This window comes from Streptomyces sp. NPDC047049 (assembly GCF_040643995.1).
In the GTDB taxonomy this organism is placed as follows: Bacteria; Actinomycetota; Actinomycetes; order Streptomycetales; family Streptomycetaceae; genus Streptomyces; species Streptomyces mooreae.
Window position 1 is genome coordinate 357,440 of record NZ_JBEYVM010000002.1, and the last position, 14,239, is coordinate 371,678.

General features: G+C 67.8%; 12 protein-coding genes. 6 read left to right on the forward strand and 6 right to left on the reverse strand.

From position 1 onward, the window contains the following. Window positions 1-35: 35 nt before the first annotated feature. Together ABZ851_RS05675 and ABZ851_RS05680 are read left to right on the forward strand one after the other, a co-directional pair. Window positions 36-1,307: a helix-turn-helix transcriptional regulator gene (locus ABZ851_RS05675; RefSeq protein WP_361122602.1), complete on the forward strand. Its 1,272-nt coding sequence runs from the start codon at window positions 36-38 to the stop codon at window positions 1,305-1,307. Beyond that, entirely contained in the window at window positions 1,304-1,861 is a 558-nt protein-coding gene (locus tag ABZ851_RS05680; protein WP_361122605.1) for a flavoprotein, read from the forward strand. Before ABZ851_RS05675 ends, ABZ851_RS05680 begins: the two co-directional genes overlap by 4 nt. On the opposite strand, the gene ABZ851_RS05685 is transcribed toward ABZ851_RS05680, so the two are convergent. The 4 genes from ABZ851_RS05685 to ABZ851_RS05700 form a co-directional block, all read right to left on the reverse strand. Further along, window positions 1,862-3,577 carry a relaxase/mobilization nuclease domain-containing protein gene (locus ABZ851_RS05685; RefSeq protein ID WP_361122608.1) on the reverse strand — a complete coding sequence of 572 codons (1,716 nt, stop codon included), beginning with the start codon at window positions 3,575-3,577 and terminating at the stop codon, window positions 1,862-1,864. Further along, a complete protein-coding gene (locus ABZ851_RS05690) occupies window positions 3,574-3,915 on the reverse strand; it encodes a plasmid mobilization relaxosome protein MobC (protein ID WP_361122612.1) in 342 nt (113 codons plus the stop codon). The genes ABZ851_RS05685 and ABZ851_RS05690 overlap by 4 nt, the downstream gene beginning before the upstream one ends. An 857-nt stretch (window positions 3,916-4,772) precedes the next feature. Next, window positions 4,773-5,471 (reverse strand): ATP-binding protein, encoded by a 699-nt coding sequence (locus ABZ851_RS05695; RefSeq protein ID WP_361122615.1) that lies wholly within the window; start codon window positions 5,469-5,471, stop codon window positions 4,773-4,775. Then, window positions 5,468-6,361 carry a hypothetical protein gene (locus ABZ851_RS05700; protein ID WP_361123741.1) on the reverse strand — a complete coding sequence of 298 codons (894 nt, stop codon included), beginning with the start codon at window positions 6,359-6,361 and terminating at the stop codon, window positions 5,468-5,470. The genes ABZ851_RS05695 and ABZ851_RS05700 overlap by 4 nt, the downstream gene beginning before the upstream one ends. A 261-nt stretch (window positions 6,362-6,622) precedes the next feature. Between ABZ851_RS05700 and ABZ851_RS05705 the strand changes: the two genes are divergently transcribed. The 3 genes from ABZ851_RS05705 to ABZ851_RS05715 all read left to right on the forward strand — a co-directional run bounded on the left by ABZ851_RS05705 (window position 6,623) and on the right by ABZ851_RS05715 (window position 8,708). Continuing rightward, the gene (locus ABZ851_RS05705) at window positions 6,623-6,907 is read left to right on the forward strand and encodes a helix-turn-helix transcriptional regulator (protein ID WP_361122618.1); all 285 of its coding nucleotides are present in this window, start codon (window positions 6,623-6,625) and stop codon (window positions 6,905-6,907) included. A 170-nt stretch (window positions 6,908-7,077) separates the two neighbouring features. Continuing rightward, the gene (locus ABZ851_RS05710) at window positions 7,078-7,275 is read left to right on the forward strand and encodes a helix-turn-helix domain-containing protein (protein ID WP_361123744.1); all 198 of its coding nucleotides are present in this window, start codon (window positions 7,078-7,080) and stop codon (window positions 7,273-7,275) included. After that, on the forward strand, window positions 7,272-8,708 hold the full coding sequence (locus ABZ851_RS05715) for a tyrosine-type recombinase/integrase (RefSeq protein ID WP_361122621.1): 1,437 nt from the start codon (window positions 7,272-7,274) through the stop codon (window positions 8,706-8,708). The genes ABZ851_RS05710 and ABZ851_RS05715 overlap by 4 nt, the downstream gene beginning before the upstream one ends. 141 nt (window positions 8,709-8,849) lie before the next feature. On the opposite strand, the gene ABZ851_RS05720 is transcribed toward ABZ851_RS05715, so the two are convergent. Continuing rightward, a complete protein-coding gene (locus ABZ851_RS05720; RefSeq protein WP_361122624.1) occupies window positions 8,850-10,598 on the reverse strand; it encodes a hypothetical protein in 1,749 nt (582 codons plus the stop codon). A gap of 144 nt (window positions 10,599-10,742) precedes the next feature. On the opposite strand from ABZ851_RS05720, the gene ABZ851_RS05725 reads away from it, so the two are divergent. Next, the gene (locus ABZ851_RS05725; protein WP_361122627.1) at window positions 10,743-10,892 is read left to right on the forward strand and encodes a hypothetical protein; all 150 of its coding nucleotides are present in this window, start codon (window positions 10,743-10,745) and stop codon (window positions 10,890-10,892) included. Between the two features lie 125 nt (window positions 10,893-11,017). Here the strand turns inward: ABZ851_RS05725 and ABZ851_RS05730 are convergent, their stop codons facing one another. Next, window positions 11,018-14,143, reverse strand: a complete 3,126-nt coding sequence (locus ABZ851_RS05730; RefSeq protein WP_361122630.1) for a tetratricopeptide repeat protein — start codon at window positions 14,141-14,143, stop codon at window positions 11,018-11,020. Window positions 14,144-14,239 lie beyond the last annotated feature (96 nt).

Genomic DNA, 14,239 nt, shown 5'->3' on the forward strand with positions numbered 1-14,239 from the left:
CAGGATCGGCGACGGCGGGAGGAGCCGTGGCGCAGATGGCCGAAGCACAGAGCGAAGCGAGACGGATCGGTGAGGTGATCCGTCAGGCACGCGTGTTACAGCGGCGCTCGCAGAAGAACGTCGCTGCCGCACTGGGGTATCACCAGTCCAAAGTGAGCCGCCTGGAAGCCGGCAGAGGTGCCCAGGACGTCCACATGCTGCGCGAGGTCGCGCGGGTGTTGGGCATCCCGCCGCACCACCTCGGCCTCGGCGCTGCTCCGGATGCCACTCCCTCCAACCCAGAGACAGAAGACATGCACCGCCGTACCTTTCTCGCTGCGGGCGTCGCTGTGCTTGCGTCCCCGACTACTCCCGCCGGCGCACACCAGGATCTGATCCAGTCCCTTCTCCCCGGCCCGAGCCCTGCGGCCACAGACCCCGTACCGGACCTGCCGGAGATGCGAGATCACGTCGCCGCCGCACGCCGCCTCTTCTCCACCTGCCACTACACGCAACTGGAGCGCACGCTGCCCGGACTGATCGGGCAGCTCCGCCAAGCCATCGGCGAATCCCCCGGCTCGACCGACCTGTCCGCACTACTGGCCACGGCCTACCAGACCTCGGCAAGCCTGCTGCTCAAACAGAGTGATCACGGCAACGCCTGGCTCGCGGTCGGCAGGGCCATGGCCGAGGCCGAGCGCTCCGGCGATCCGGTGGTACTTGCGTCCAGTGTCCGAGTACATGCCCACGTACTCGCCCGTGACGGCCACACCGCCCAGGCCATCACCCTCGTCCGGCACACCGCCGACCAGCTCACAGGTGCGTACGACCAACGCTCCCCGAAATACCTCGCCGCGCTCGGCCTGCTGCTCCTGCGCGGCGTCACCGCCGCCAGCACCGGCGACGACCGCTCCGCCACCCAGGATTTCCTCACCGAGGCGAAGGAAGTCGCCCGCTATGTCGCGCTGGACCGTCCCGATGCCTGGGCCAATTTCAGCCCGACCAATGTTGCCCTGCACGGGGTCAGTGCAGCCGTCGCCTTCGGCGACGCAGGAATCGCCTTGCAGACCGCCCGACCCCTCATGCGTCGCCACATCCCTGTGCCCGAGCGCCGTGCTGCCCTGTGGGTCGAATCCGCCCGTGCCTACAGCCAACAGGGCCGCCTCGCCGACGGATACCAGGCACTGCGCATCGCCGAGAGCTGCGCGGCCCAGGACATCCGCCGCCCGGCTATCCGGGAACTGGTCGCCGACATGGCCGCCCGCGACCGCCGTCGTACCCTGCCGGAACTGCATCACTTCAGCCGTCGACTGGGAGTCCCCGCGTGAGCGAACAGCCCGATCAGCAGACCAAGAAGCCTTTCCTGTACGTCGTCGTGTGCGCGTCCGGAATCGCCGGCGACGTCGGCAAGCTGATCACGGCTGCGCAGGAGGCGAACTGGGACGTGGGCGTCATCGCCACCCCGCAGGGCCTCGGCTTCATAGACACGACGGCGGTCGAAGCGCAGACCGGCTATCCCATCCGCTCGGCCTGGCGCTCACCCGGCGATCCCCGGCCTCTGCCGCCCGCCGACGCCATCGCGGTCGCGCCGGCCACCTTCAACACCATCAACAAGTGGGCCGCCGGGATCTCCGACACCCTCGCGGTGGGCATCCTGTGCGAGGCGTACGGCTTCGGTATTCCGACTGCCGTCTTGCCGTATCTGAACTCGGCCCAGGCCGCCCACCCCGCGTACCGGCAGAGCTTGGACCGGCTGCGCGAGATGGGCGTCCTGATCGGTGGCTACGAGCCTCACCGGCCCAAGGCCGGCGGCGGGGCCGCCCACTTCCGGTGGGAGGAAGCGCTGGAACTGCTCGCCCCGAAGGTGTCGGGGCGGTCGTGATCACCGGAGTCGTGGCCGCGGCGCCTCCTGGTGGACGACTGTCGTCGCGGCAGGAGCAGCAGGGGGACTGCTGCGTGGACGCTGCGGCCGGGGTACGGACGCGGTCGGGGCGATGTAGCCGAGGTGGTGCAGTCGCCAGACCAGGACGTCACTGATCGACTCGGCGCTGCCCAGTTCACGTTGCTGAGCGGCCTTAGCCAGCAGGGCGACGGTGTCGTGGCCGGCACGCTCGGCCTGGTCGAGTACAGCAGTCAGCGCGTCCCGGCCAGGCTCGGCTTCGAGGCGGTCGGCGAGGTGGGGGAGCGCGGCGCGGATCGTGGCGGCGTGACGCTCCCGGGCCGGGTCGGGCAGTCGCTGTCCGTATGTACGCATGGCGGCTAGTGGACCGGCGGCAGTTGCCTGGTACGCCACGCGCAGGCGGTCTGCGGCCTGTTGGGCGGCCTCGGCCTGTTGGGCATGGCCGCGGGCGGCGTGCCAGCGGGCAGTGCCTATGACGGCCAGGATCATGACGTCGAGGACCAGGGCAGTGGCGGCACCGTCCTGACCGCTGCCGAGCGCGGTCCCAGAGTGGATGATCTGGTTGGCCGCGCGACGCAGGGCGTACATCTCCTCGTTCTTGGCGCGGATGTGGGAGCGAGCGGCGCGCTCGAAGTACCGAGCGGCTTCTCGCAGTTCTGCCTGTGTGGGGCCGAGCGAGGTTTGGGCGAGGGCGTCGAGGACCTCGCCGACTCCGATCAGCTGGGCCGCTGTCGCGCTGTCGTCGTCGGACGACATCGATGCCAGTGCGGAGTCAGTGGCCTCGGCGGCGAAGTGGCGGGCGCGGACGGGTGCGGAGGCTGCGCTGGGTTCCAAGACTGCGGGAGGCTCAGGCATGTCCGTCGTGGCCGCCAGTCGCTTTCGGATCCTGGGCAGGGACAGGTCCGGGGCGAGTTTGGAGCCGGAGAACCAGACCGGCTCGTTGTCTTTGTTGCGGTCGCCGACCATGGCGACCGAGTAGCCGAGCACGTCGCCGGAGGGCGCGATCCGCTTCTTGACGCGTACGCCTTCGGCGGCGAGCCGGTCGAAGAACTCGCTCTCGTCCATGGCCCCGGCCAGCGCCCGATGGACGCGTTCACGAAGGAGGTCACGTGAGGTGGCGTTCTGACCGCGACGTTCGGCCTTGTGGCGCTCGGCACTGGTGGGGCGCTTGGCGGCGGTACCGTCACCGGGCGCGATGCGGCGGAGGCCGTAGTCGGCCTCGATGCGGCGGGCCTCGGCCTGGGCGCGGCGGGCTTCGTTGTGGAGGCGGGGGCGTCGGCCGTCGTCGCGGACGAGGGTGGCGATGATATGGATGTGGTCGTCAGCGTGGCGCACCGCCGCCCACCGGCACGCGGCTTCGTCGCCTTCCGGCGCGATGCCGGTAGCGGCGACGGTTCGGCGGGCGATGACGGCCCAGTCGTCGTCGGACAGGATCGGGTCCTCGGGGCTGGCCCGTACGGAGATGTGCCACACGTGCTTGTTAGGGCGGCGGTTTTTGGGCAGGGCGTTGACGGGTTGGTCGAGCAGGCGCTGCAGCTGCTCGTAGGTGGCGCTGAGGTCGCGGCCGGGGTCCGGGGTGAGCGGGTCGAAGGCGGCGACCAGGTGCGGGTCGATGTGCTCCTCGTGGGTGCCGGGGCCGTAGAGGTAGCGGATCAGGCCGATCGTCTCGCTGCCGCGCTTGTGGATGCTGGGGATCACGCCGACTCGCTGCCGTCGCGGTGGGTGAGCAGGGCGTCGGCGGCATCCTCCATGCGGCGGGCCGCGTCGTGGACCGCCTGTGCGGTGGCGTCGAGGTGGGGTGCGTCGGCGCCGGAGTTGAGGGCCTTGGCGACCTGGTTGAAGAGGCCGTGGATGCGGCCCAGGTGCCGGCGGGCGGCGAAGATCTCGTCGATGACTTCCCGTTCGGTGGCGATCTCGGCTGCGGTGCGGGTCAGGTCGCGGGCAGCCTTGTCGACGGCGTAGGCGAGGAAGGCGGCGTTGGTCATCTTGCAGTGGGCGGCTGCGGCGGTGAAGCGCGCGTACTCGGGCTCGTTCATGCGGCAGCTGGGCTGGTGCAGGCGCTTGAGCGGCTTCGGCTGACGGGCGCGCTGACGCTTCGGCGGGAGGGGCTCGGCCTGCCGTCCCTCTCCAGGCTGCGGTCCGCCCTCGGCCGCAGCTTGCCAGTCCGGTGCCTCCTGGCGCCGGTCCGTTCCCGCCACCCCCGGGGCGGGAACTCCGGGAGCATTGCTCCCGGTACAACTTGCTGCGTCTGAGGCCGGGGTGGCGGTTTCCGCGCTGAGGTCGGTGCGGCCTACGGGGTGCGACTGGTGCATAGGGCCTCTCTGGGGCGATGAGGGGATGGGTGAGTGGGGGTTCGGCCTATGAGCGCACGGTGGCTGTGCGCAGGCGGGCTCGTTCGGATTGGGAAGGGGACGGTCGTCTTCGGGTCCGGGGCGGCGATTGGGACGGCGACCGGTCCCCGCAACTCATTGCGTTTGGGGACCGCGCTTTTGGCAGCTGGTTTCCTCGTCCGGCGAGGACGGGAAGCGGCAGTACCGTGATGGTCCCCGCCCCCGGTGCACGTCTCCGATTCCTGGTTTCGGGACCGGACTCGGGGGCCGCGTGAGCGGTGACCTGCGCCTTTGTTGGGACCGGTCCCCGAATCTGCTGTGTCGGATGAGGACCGGTCCCCGAAGCGTCCGGGGACCGGTCCCAACTTTCGACCGGGACCGGTCCCGGGTTCTTGGCGGGACCGGTCCCCGACGGAGTGTCAGTGGGACCGTCCCCGGCGGGGACCGCGAGCGGGACCGGTCCCTTCCGAGTCCCCGCTCGGTCCCCTGTGTTGGTGGTGCACGGTCCCGAACCGTCCGGGGCTCGCGGTCCTTTGTGTGGTGGGGACTGGTCCCCGGGACCGTCAGTTTTGGGACCGGCGCCTGCGGTCGGGACCGGTGAGGATGACGCGTTCGGTCATCTCGGCGAGGCGGGAGGCGATGCGGTCTCCGAGGGCGGTGCGGAGGGCGTCGGTGGGGAGGTTGGTGGTGATGAGGGTGGGGCGCATGTGCTCGTACCGGTGGTTGATGAGCCGGTAGGTGAGCTCCTCGGTCCACTCGCTGTTCTTGGCCGCGCCGAGGTCGTCGAGGAGCAGTAGCGGGCAGCGGGCGAGGGTCTGCAGGTCGCGTTCGGCGTCGTGGCCGGAGCGGGGGCGCAGGCGGGCGTACAGGTCGGCGGCGGTGACGGCCTCCCAGCGCAGCCGGACTCCGGCGGAGAGCAGGGTGCGGACGGCGCCGTATGCCTGGTGGGTCTTGCCGGTGCCGGTGGGGCCGACGATCAGCAGGGACGGGCCTTCGGCGATGCCCGGTGCGCCGCTGGGGCCGGGGCGTCCGGCGGCGGCGATCGCCTTGGTCCAGGCGGTGACCTGCCGGTGGTCGCCCAGGGCGTGGCGGTATCGGGCGGGGATGCGGGCATCGGCCAGCTCCAGGGCCGTGACCGGTTCGCTCGGTGGCTCCTGCGTGGTGGCTGCCTCGGGGTCGATGCCGCGTGCGGTGAGGATGGCGCCGAGCCGCTCGGCGAGCGGGCCGAGGCGGTCCGGGGTGTGGGTGAGGGTGGCGGTCACAGGTCACCCCCGTAGGCGGCGGAGACGTCGGACGGATTCGTCCACGACCGGTGGGCTGTGCCGGATGAGGTCGGGGCGGCGTTCATGGCCTCGTGGACGAAGCTGGGCAGGGTGCTGGGGTGGAGGCCCTTGGCCCGGTGACGGTCAAGACCCGCACGTATGTGTGCCGGGTCGATGCCCTCGGCGAGGAGTTTTTTGACTTCGCTGCCGAGGTGTCCGAGCACGCCCGCAGGCGGTCGGTGGCTGCAGGCGGCGGCGTACTCGCCTATGAGGTCCTTCGCCGAGACGGACTGGGGTGCGGGGGCGCTTGCGCCCCCCAACGGAGTAGTTCCTAGATCCCTGTTCCTAGGTCCTAGATCCGGACCGTGAGCACTCGTCGCGGGCTCCGTGAGGCCTCCCTGCATCGGCGATGAGGGCTCACTGAATAGGTTCTGACCTGCGGATTCGTCGCTCATCGCGTCCCGCGTGATACCTCCGGGTGCCGGTGCGGAGGGCTCAGTGAGGGGTGCGTGCGTCGGCGGTGAGGGCTCACGCGGAACACCCTGATCGTGGTGGGGGCAGGCAGGATGGCGCACCCCGCTGGGACGGTTGACCTTCTGGTGCTGGGCGAAGGTGACGACGTGTAGGTACCGCTTGCCGTTGGCGCCTTGGTAACGGCAGACCAGCTCGGCGGTATGGAGCTGGGCGAGGTCGTCTTCGACGCCCAGAGCGCCGTGTTCGGGGCGCAGGGACCACAACAGGCCGGCGATGACGGCGGGCTGGTCGCGGAACCGGCCGTAGTCGTCTGCCTGGGTGAGCAAGCCGAAGAACGTCCGCTCGGCGGACAGGGAGACCGCCGCGAGGGACTCCGAGTGGAACGCCTCGGGCTTGATGGTGCGGATACGGGCGATGTCGATCGACCACCTTCGTCGCAGATCGGGGGCAGGGAATTCGGCGGTGCCGGGGGCATGGACAAGACAGCCACGCCAGAGGCGCAAAAGTCCAGAGTTGGTTCTCAAACTCTGTACTACTTGGCGAGTCGGTCGAAAGACAGTAGACGCGGACCCCCGGTTGCCGAAATCGGCCCTTCGAAATATCCGACGGTCGGCGCATCGCTCACAGCAGACGGGGAAGGGTTCCTATCGCTAGGGAACGCAAGCTACAACACATCCATGCCACCGCGTTCCCTTGAAATCGGCCCCGCAGGAAAGGCCGCCGCTCGGGCCATCGTGCGCACCCGCACCGTCCGCGGCTACTCCCAGCGTCAGCTCGCCGCCCGCGTCACCGCCCTCGGCTGGCCCATGACCGCCACCGCGCTCTCCCGCATCGAACGCCTGGTTCGGCGCTGCGACATCAACGACTTCGTCGCCATCGCCATCGCGCTCGGAGTCGCCCCGCACGCCCTCCTCGCCAGCTCTTCGAGAGACCGGGGCCATGCGGAGCGGGCGGAAACATAGCCGACGATCGCCGGTTGGCCAAACCGGCGATGCTCCGCATCATTGAATATTCCGGCACCTCGGCGTGCCGTCTTTCGGTAATCCGCTCTTTCCATGCGAGGAAACCCTTTGCCCCGACCCCTCATAAGCCCTGCCCGAAACCCCCTCGGCAACGAGGAGGCGGGGTGCTGATGGATGGCTCCAGCCGCTCGCGCGACAAAATGACCGTGGATGAACTCTGCGCCGAGCTTCAAGTGTCGCGGTCCACCTTTTACGACTGGCGTCAGAAAGGCCGGGCGCCACGATGCGTGAAACTTCCCAACGGGAGCCTGCGCATCCGCCGCAGTGACCTGGAGAACTGGCTCACCGACTGCGAGGGCAGCGCGTGACAAACCGGTCCTTCAAGGTCCGCTTCTACAAGACGGAGGTCTACAAGGGAAAACGTGGCACGACCTACACCGTGCGCTGGTCGGTGAACGGGAGGCGGCACGGCGAGGCGTTCAAGACTGCCGCCTCGGCCGATTCTTTCCGCGCAGTCCTCCTCGTCGCCGCCAACAACGGAGAACGGTTCGACCAGGACACCGGCAGGCCGGCGTCGCACGCGGCGCCGGCGGCCGAGGTCACCTGGTACGACTTCGCCCTGCGCTACGTGGACATGAAGTGGTCCCGCATCTCGGCCAACAACCGCATCAGCACGGCCAAGGCCCTGACCAAGGCCACGCTCGCGCTGCTGCGAGTCGAACCGACCCAGTACGACCCCGTCGAAGTCCGCAAGGCCCTGCGCGAGTACGCCTTCAACAAGAACCGTCGGGACGAGGCCCCCTCCGAGCTACGAGCCATCCTCGCCTGGATTCGGCGCAACTCGCTGCCGATGAGCGCCTGGGAGGACACCAAGCACGTCGACGCCGTGCTCCACGCCCTCGACACCCGACTCGACGGCACGCCCGCAGCCGCAAGCTCCGCCAAACGCTATCGCCGCGTCTTGAACGTTGTCCTGCGCTATGCCATCCGCCAGAACGTCCTGGTGGACAACCCGTGGCCCAAGGGGAGGGACGAGAACGCCCCGGTGACCTCCGGCGCAGTCGACAAGCGCTCCCTCCTCAACCCCGGGCAGGTGGCTGCCCTGCTTGTCTGGATTGCTTCCCGCCCGCGCACCGGCCACCGGCTCACAGCGTTCTTCGCGACGCTCTACTACGCCGGACTCCGCCCTGAGGAGGCGGTGGCGCTCCGCGTTGAGGACGCCGTGCTCCCTTCCACCGGTTGGGGTGAACTCCGGGTGCACACCGCAGCGCCCGAGGTCGGCAAGCAGTGGACGGACGACGGCGAGGTCCACGAGACCCGGGAGTTGAAGGGACGGGCGTCAGGGGACACCCGCACCGTGCCCGTGCATCCCGCCCTCGCATCGATCCTCCACACCCTCGTCGCCCAGGATCAGTTGACAGCGGGAGATCTCTTTTTCCCCGGCGAGAAGGGCGGCCTGCTCGCCGGCTCCGTCTACCGGCGAGCCTGGGACAAGGCCCGCAAGGCAGTCCTGGCCGAGCGTGAGTACAGCTCGCCCGTTGGCAAGCGGGTATACGACCTCCGCCACACCTGCCTGACGACCTGGCTCAACCACGGCATCCCGCCGGCACAGGTCGCCGAATGGGCAGGCAACAGCGTCCCGGTGCTGCTTTCCACCTACGCGCGCTGCATCACCGGACAGACCGTTGAACTACAGAAGCGCATCGAGGGGCCCCAGAAGCTCCCTGGCGTGCCACTGGCTCCAGGCCCCGGTGGCGCGCTCTCTCCGCCTCTTCCCAGGGCGCTCGGCCGCGCCCGCTGATTGCGACGGTGACAAGGCACATGGCAGAGGCCCGGCCGAAGCCGGGCCCTCTGCCATGTGCCCGTATGCCGAGTGGGTGATGGCGACCTATCGCCATTGGGCGGGCTACGCGGGGAGGTCGTCACTCAATAGGCGCAGCCCTTACCGTGGCACGGTCACCGCCATAAGTTTGCCGTCCCCGAGGTGGAGCCAGCCCCGGCCAGGAGTGAGAGGGCGGCCGACAACGGAGTCTCCCGTCTTGATGCCGATCCAATCACCAGCATGTCGATCTTGAGGAGACAGCAAGAGGCCGCGGTGGGCTCTCTTCGCTTTGTCAAGCCATGGGTAGCTCGGCCCGAGCTTGTCTTCATCGCCTGCCAGGACCAGCGCTGTACCCTCCTCGAAGCCATGCTCTAGCAGGTTCCGCAGCACACGTCGGGCATCGCAATCGCCCAAGACCTCCGCGTCGTCCATCACGACAACGACTGGCTCCTCAGCGGACGCCACTGACAGAGCCTCCTCGAGTTCGTCGTGGCCGAGGTCGTCTTGATCGAAGCATGCAACCACGCCGTCCCGATCGGCCAACTCTCGTAGAGGCGACGGCCTAGGGGTGACTAAGGCGAGCTGGGCGCCAGATGCGAGTAGAGAGCATGCGATGTTCACCAGTGCCGTGGAGCGACCTGACTTTGCGGGCCCGGCCACAACGAACGCGGGAGCAGTGCCGGAGCCCAGATCAGGGCCATATGCGGCCATGTTGTCACCCCCGACACCCGCAAGTGCCCACAACCTCGGTGCCGCCGGATCGCGCATGGACCACGCTTCATCGAAGCTGATGTCGGACGGCAATGAGGCAGAGCGTTTCTGCACCTCCAGCGCGTCATGGGCTGCTTCCCACAGGCCGAGCAACAGGACATGATCCTCTTGCTGGAGGCTCGCCATGTGGGAGAACGCGACAAGTGCCTCCCGCTCGGGCAGCTCATCGTGGGTGTACCAGCGGATCCACGCATCCGACGAGATCCCCGTCTGCTCCTCCATCTCAGTGAAGGACCACTTGCGCTTCAGTCTGTGTTCATCAAGGCGGCGATGCAGCGTGACCAACTCAAGCCGCGCGGGCGAGCGGTCCACCTCGAACTCTCTGCTCTTCACGCCGTAGAAGGTCGCGTTCGCTGGCCGTTGCTCTTCCGCGGCGTCAGCCATCCTGACGAAGCCTTCGCTACGGCGAACTACACCAAGGAACACTCTCAACGCGTCCTTGTCGTGCCACAGAGCCTGCGCCGCGTTGAGGATCAGCCCCTTCAACGACTCATGCGCGTAGTTGAACTGCGTAGAGGCTTGGCTGGCGTTGGTCGGCTCCTCCGTGCCGGCTGGTGCCTCTTCTGCTGCCCGCCCACTTTGGGCCCCGGTGTTCTGCTTCGGCAAGCCCTCGGGAGGGGCAGTCGCGTCGTTCACGTCACCATCTCCGGGGGATGCTGTGGTATCTGCCGGAGGGTGTACTGATGCTTGGGCGACCGTTGCTTGGGCGACCGTTTCCCTGAGGACCTGCTTCCACAGACCCTTGAAACGAACAACTTCGCCGTCTACGTCGCTGTGTCGAGCGAATTCGGCCAGGACACGGACGATCATCTCAAGGCGCCCCCACGGCGGTAGGGATGGCTTCTGGAACATGTCCAACACTGCTTGGTGATTCACGATCCAGTAGTCCTGCGCGTCCTTCCCGACGCGGTCGCGAATAGTGCGGGCTGACGGGAGTCCCGCGTCCAGCCTCAGATTGTGGAGCTCGTCGTTCAGCTTCTTCAGGTCAGGCTGGTCAGCTAGATCGGGCCTCTTCCACGGCTGAGCGACCACTATTTCTGCCCCCTCCTGGTGCTTCTGCGTCGTTTGTACATCGGGCGCGTTGGCGCCTGTACTCACGGGCGTCCGGATCTGTCATGGGTGTCATGCGGCGGCTGTTCTTGGCCGATGCTGTCAGCGATCGTCTGGAGCCGTCAGGGCTGTCTGGGAAGGACCCACGCTGGATGCACAACTCAGTCGGTGCCACACGGAAGGTAAATCCTCATGGAACAGATCAGCGTGCGCCTCGTAGTCCTCCTGCTGGTAGGAGTCCTAGTCGTCGCCCTGACGCTGCATGCACCCGAAGTCGGCGCGGCCTTGGTAGGGGCCACTGCAGTGGTGGCACTACTCGCCCAGCTCATGGGCAGCGAATGACTCTGCCCGAGCGGAGAAGCTTGCAGCCATCGGCCACCTGATCTCCCAATCTCTGGTCCGATACCTTGCGGCTCCACCGAACTCACGGCACATCTGCGGCCTCATGGAACCTGTGGTGGTGGGTCTCAGCCTCGGTGGTGGTGTTCCTCAATGTCGGCCTGATCCAGCCAGTACGCGATGTTGTTGCTGATGGTGGTGGTGATGGGATGAGCAGGGCCTACGAGGCGTCGTGCGTCCGTGAGCATCCGAGTGAGAATGCGTACGGCTTCCCTGGGGTGGCCAGCGCGTCCGCGCCACATGGCGAGCTTGTCCAGTACCGACAATGTGGCGACGTGATCAGTGCCAAGGTGGCGTTCGATGTGCGTCAGCAGGGCCTGGTAGGTGTCGCTTGCCGTCTGTGCATCGCCCGTTTCGCCCTGCCAGTGGCCAAGGCTGTCGAGGGTCGTCAGGGTTTGGAGGTGGCCAGGGCCCAGGACGCGTTCCTGGTCAGGGAGGAGCTCCTGCAGTGCGGCGATGGCTGCCTGGGGTGCTCCTGCAAAGCCACGCATGACTGCGAGGCTGTGGCGGGTGCTGAGAATCTCTGCGCCTTCTGGCACCAGGCGGCGCTGCTGATCACGGAGGACATCCTCCAATGCTTGTACAGCCTTCTGGGGCTCTCCTGCCCAGCCCAAGCACAGGGCGTGACTGTGTCGGGAGCTGAGTGTGTCTGGGTGGTGAGGGCCGAGGACTCGGGTTCTGTCGGCGACGACGGCGGCGAGGTTCTCAGATGCGGTGGCTGGATCGATTCTTGCCTGCAAACGGGCGAGGTTGTGGCGCGCGGTGAGCAGCTCGGGATGGTCTGGGCCCAGGACCTTACCCATGTCGGGGATCAGCGCCTGATACCCGTCGATGGCCTTATCCGTCTCGCCCGACTCTCCCTGCCAACGGGCAAGGCTTTGCCTGGTGGTCAGGGTGCGCAGGTGCCGGGACCCGAGCGCTAGTGTCTGGTCGGGTAGCAGCGCTTCGAGCAGGCTGACGGCCTCGGTAGCGTTACCTGCTTCGCCCAGCCAGCGGGCCAGATTGTGGCGGGCGGTCAGGGGGCCATCGGCATCGGCGCCAAACTCCTCTTCCATGAGGGGGATCAGCCTGCGGTAAGCGGCAGCAGCCTCTGCTGCGTCACCTGCGACGCCCATCCAATAAGAAAGGTTGTGGAGAGTAGCGAGTATCGCCCCGCCGCTCGCTCCGTTGCGCTGCCGGACAGCGAGAATCTCTTTGAGGGCCGCGATGGCGCCGCTTGTGTCGCCCGCCGCACCCCGCTCGATTGCAAGGTTGTGACGAGTCACGAGTGTCTCAGGCGCCTCGTAGCCGAACAACCGGATGTGGTCCGCCTCAAGATTTTCCAGGGTCTGGACTGCTCCGGCATGATCTCCGGCTTGGCTTTGCCAGCGGGACAGCTCGCTTCGGGCGACAAGGGTGTGCTGGTGGTCGGCTCCGAGGTGCCGGTGGGCGAGGGAGCGGAGCGCGTCGAAATGGTCGCGTGCCCAGGAGATGTCGCCGGATTCACCTGTGCTGATGCCCAGCCGGAAGAGGAGGGTGTACGCGGTGTCGTCCTGCCACAGGGGGTGGCTCTCGCCGTCCTGGTCGCGGCGGGCCAGCGAGCGGGCGCTGGCCCGCAGCCGCTGTGCGAGCTCCTGGCCTTGCTCGGTGTCGGGCCAGATGTCAAGCAGGGCGTGGGCAGCCGCCGGCAGGACGGTGTTCCTGCGCTGTGCCCGGGGGTCGGGCAATGAACCAGGAGGTTGATGCTCGCGCACGGCACGCTGGATCAGTTGGTGCATGCGGACCAGCCATACGTCGTCACAGCCCTCGCCCGGGGTGTGATCGATGAGATGGAGTCGGTCCAGCGTTGCCAGGGTGTGCTCGGCCTCGAACTCGTCGACGGGCTGGTCTGCTCTGCTGCGCTCAGTCAGCCAATCGCGGGCGGCGTTGCTGGTGAACAGAGGCGTGGGAATGCCGGTTGTCCCGTCGAGGACGGCTGCCAGTTCGAGCATTGGCCGGGCCAGCATGCCGGTGTGCTGGTCGGCCTGCTCGACAGAGACGTCCCACAACGCTGCCAGTGAGCTTGTTTCAGCACTGCCGCGCACGGCAGGGATCAGTCGTTCGAGGGTGAGCCGACGGTCCGCGAGCAGGCGTCGGTAATGGGCGATGCTGTAAGAGGCGTTGTAGTCGAGGTATGCGGCGGCCCGCGACAGCGCCAGGGGAAGATGGCCGAGGTCGTCGGCGAGTCCCGCCAGCTCCGCGTCCGCACCGACGGACACGGCCCGTTGCAGTGTGTTGCGTAGGTGCGTGAGGGATTCCTCGCGGGTGAAGACGCCAACGGACAGGAATGGATGGCCGCTTGCTGTGGCGAGGTCGCTTTCGCGGCTGCGGGTGGTGACGATGACCCTGCCGCGACCGGCGGTGCGCCGAGGCGGCCATAGTCCCTCCAGCGCGCCGGGGGAGTGCACGTCGTCGAGGACGATGAGCCAGCTGCGATCGGTGATGCGGAGCCAGTTGAGGAACTGTTCTGCGGCAGATGCGCTGTTCTCGCTACTGGGTACGAGCTCAAGCTCGCGGGCTGCTTGGGCGTAGGCACCAGTCACGGCTGGAGTGGTGTTCGCCGTCACCCATATCAGCACGTCCACTCCACCGTCGGGCCCGTCGGCGGCACTGCGGCAGTAGTCGGCGGCCAGGCAAGTTTTGCCGACGCCCCCGGTTCCTGTGAGCACGTGCCCCCTAACGGCTGCGCTGGCTGCGTCCCCGACGTCACTGTCCTCGGGGCCGTCCAGAGCGCCCGTCAGGGCCTCACGATGTGCCCGCTCGACGAGCACATCGGCTGTGTCGGGGACCAGACCAATGCGCAGCGGCCGCGCGCTGCGGGGTTTATCGCCATGCTGCCGCTGCGTGCCGGGCTCGGTCGCCGCACTGTCGCGGCGAGCTGTGGTCCTGCTTCGCTCGGCCGCTCGGCGTAGATTCTCCCACCGGTCACGGGATCGTGGCCCGACCCTCGAACCGGCCCGGGTTTCGAGGAGTTCGGTCAGGAAGATGAATGCGTGTCCGGCCCGCGGAACACTCTGAGCGTTGAACCACGCGCTGAGAGTGCTCTTGGTCAGGGCGACGGGAGGCGACTGCCGCTTGCCCTGCTGGATGATCTGACCGAACGAGAGCCCGGATGCTTGCCGACTCGCCCTCAGTTCCTCGGCCAGGCGCGAGGCTGCCGCCGGGATGTCCACCATGCCGTTCCCCGTTCGTTCCGAACCTTCTACGAACCCTATTCCTCGCCTGTCCGGCCAGCACTTACCCGTAGTCCGGCATGAGTTGCTTCTCGCCGA

Excerpts from the sequence above, each read along its gene's own strand:
- ABZ851_RS05675 (WP_361122602.1), top strand. The coding sequence starts at position 36 with ATGGCCGAAGCACAGAGCGAAGCGAGACGGATCGGTGAGGTGATCCGT.
- ABZ851_RS05690 (WP_361122612.1), bottom strand. The coding sequence starts at position 3,915 with ATGAACGAGCCCGAGTACGCGCGCTTCACCGCCGCAGCCGCCCACTGC.
- ABZ851_RS05705 (WP_361122618.1), top strand. The coding sequence starts at position 6,623 with ATGCCACCGCGTTCCCTTGAAATCGGCCCCGCAGGAAAGGCCGCCGCT.
- ABZ851_RS05710 (WP_361123744.1), top strand. The coding sequence starts at position 7,078 with ATGGATGGCTCCAGCCGCTCGCGCGACAAAATGACCGTGGATGAACTC.
- ABZ851_RS05725 (WP_361122627.1), top strand. The coding sequence starts at position 10,743 with ATGGAACAGATCAGCGTGCGCCTCGTAGTCCTCCTGCTGGTAGGAGTC.
- ABZ851_RS05730 (WP_361122630.1), bottom strand. The coding sequence starts at position 14,143 with ATGGTGGACATCCCGGCGGCAGCCTCGCGCCTGGCCGAGGAACTGAGG.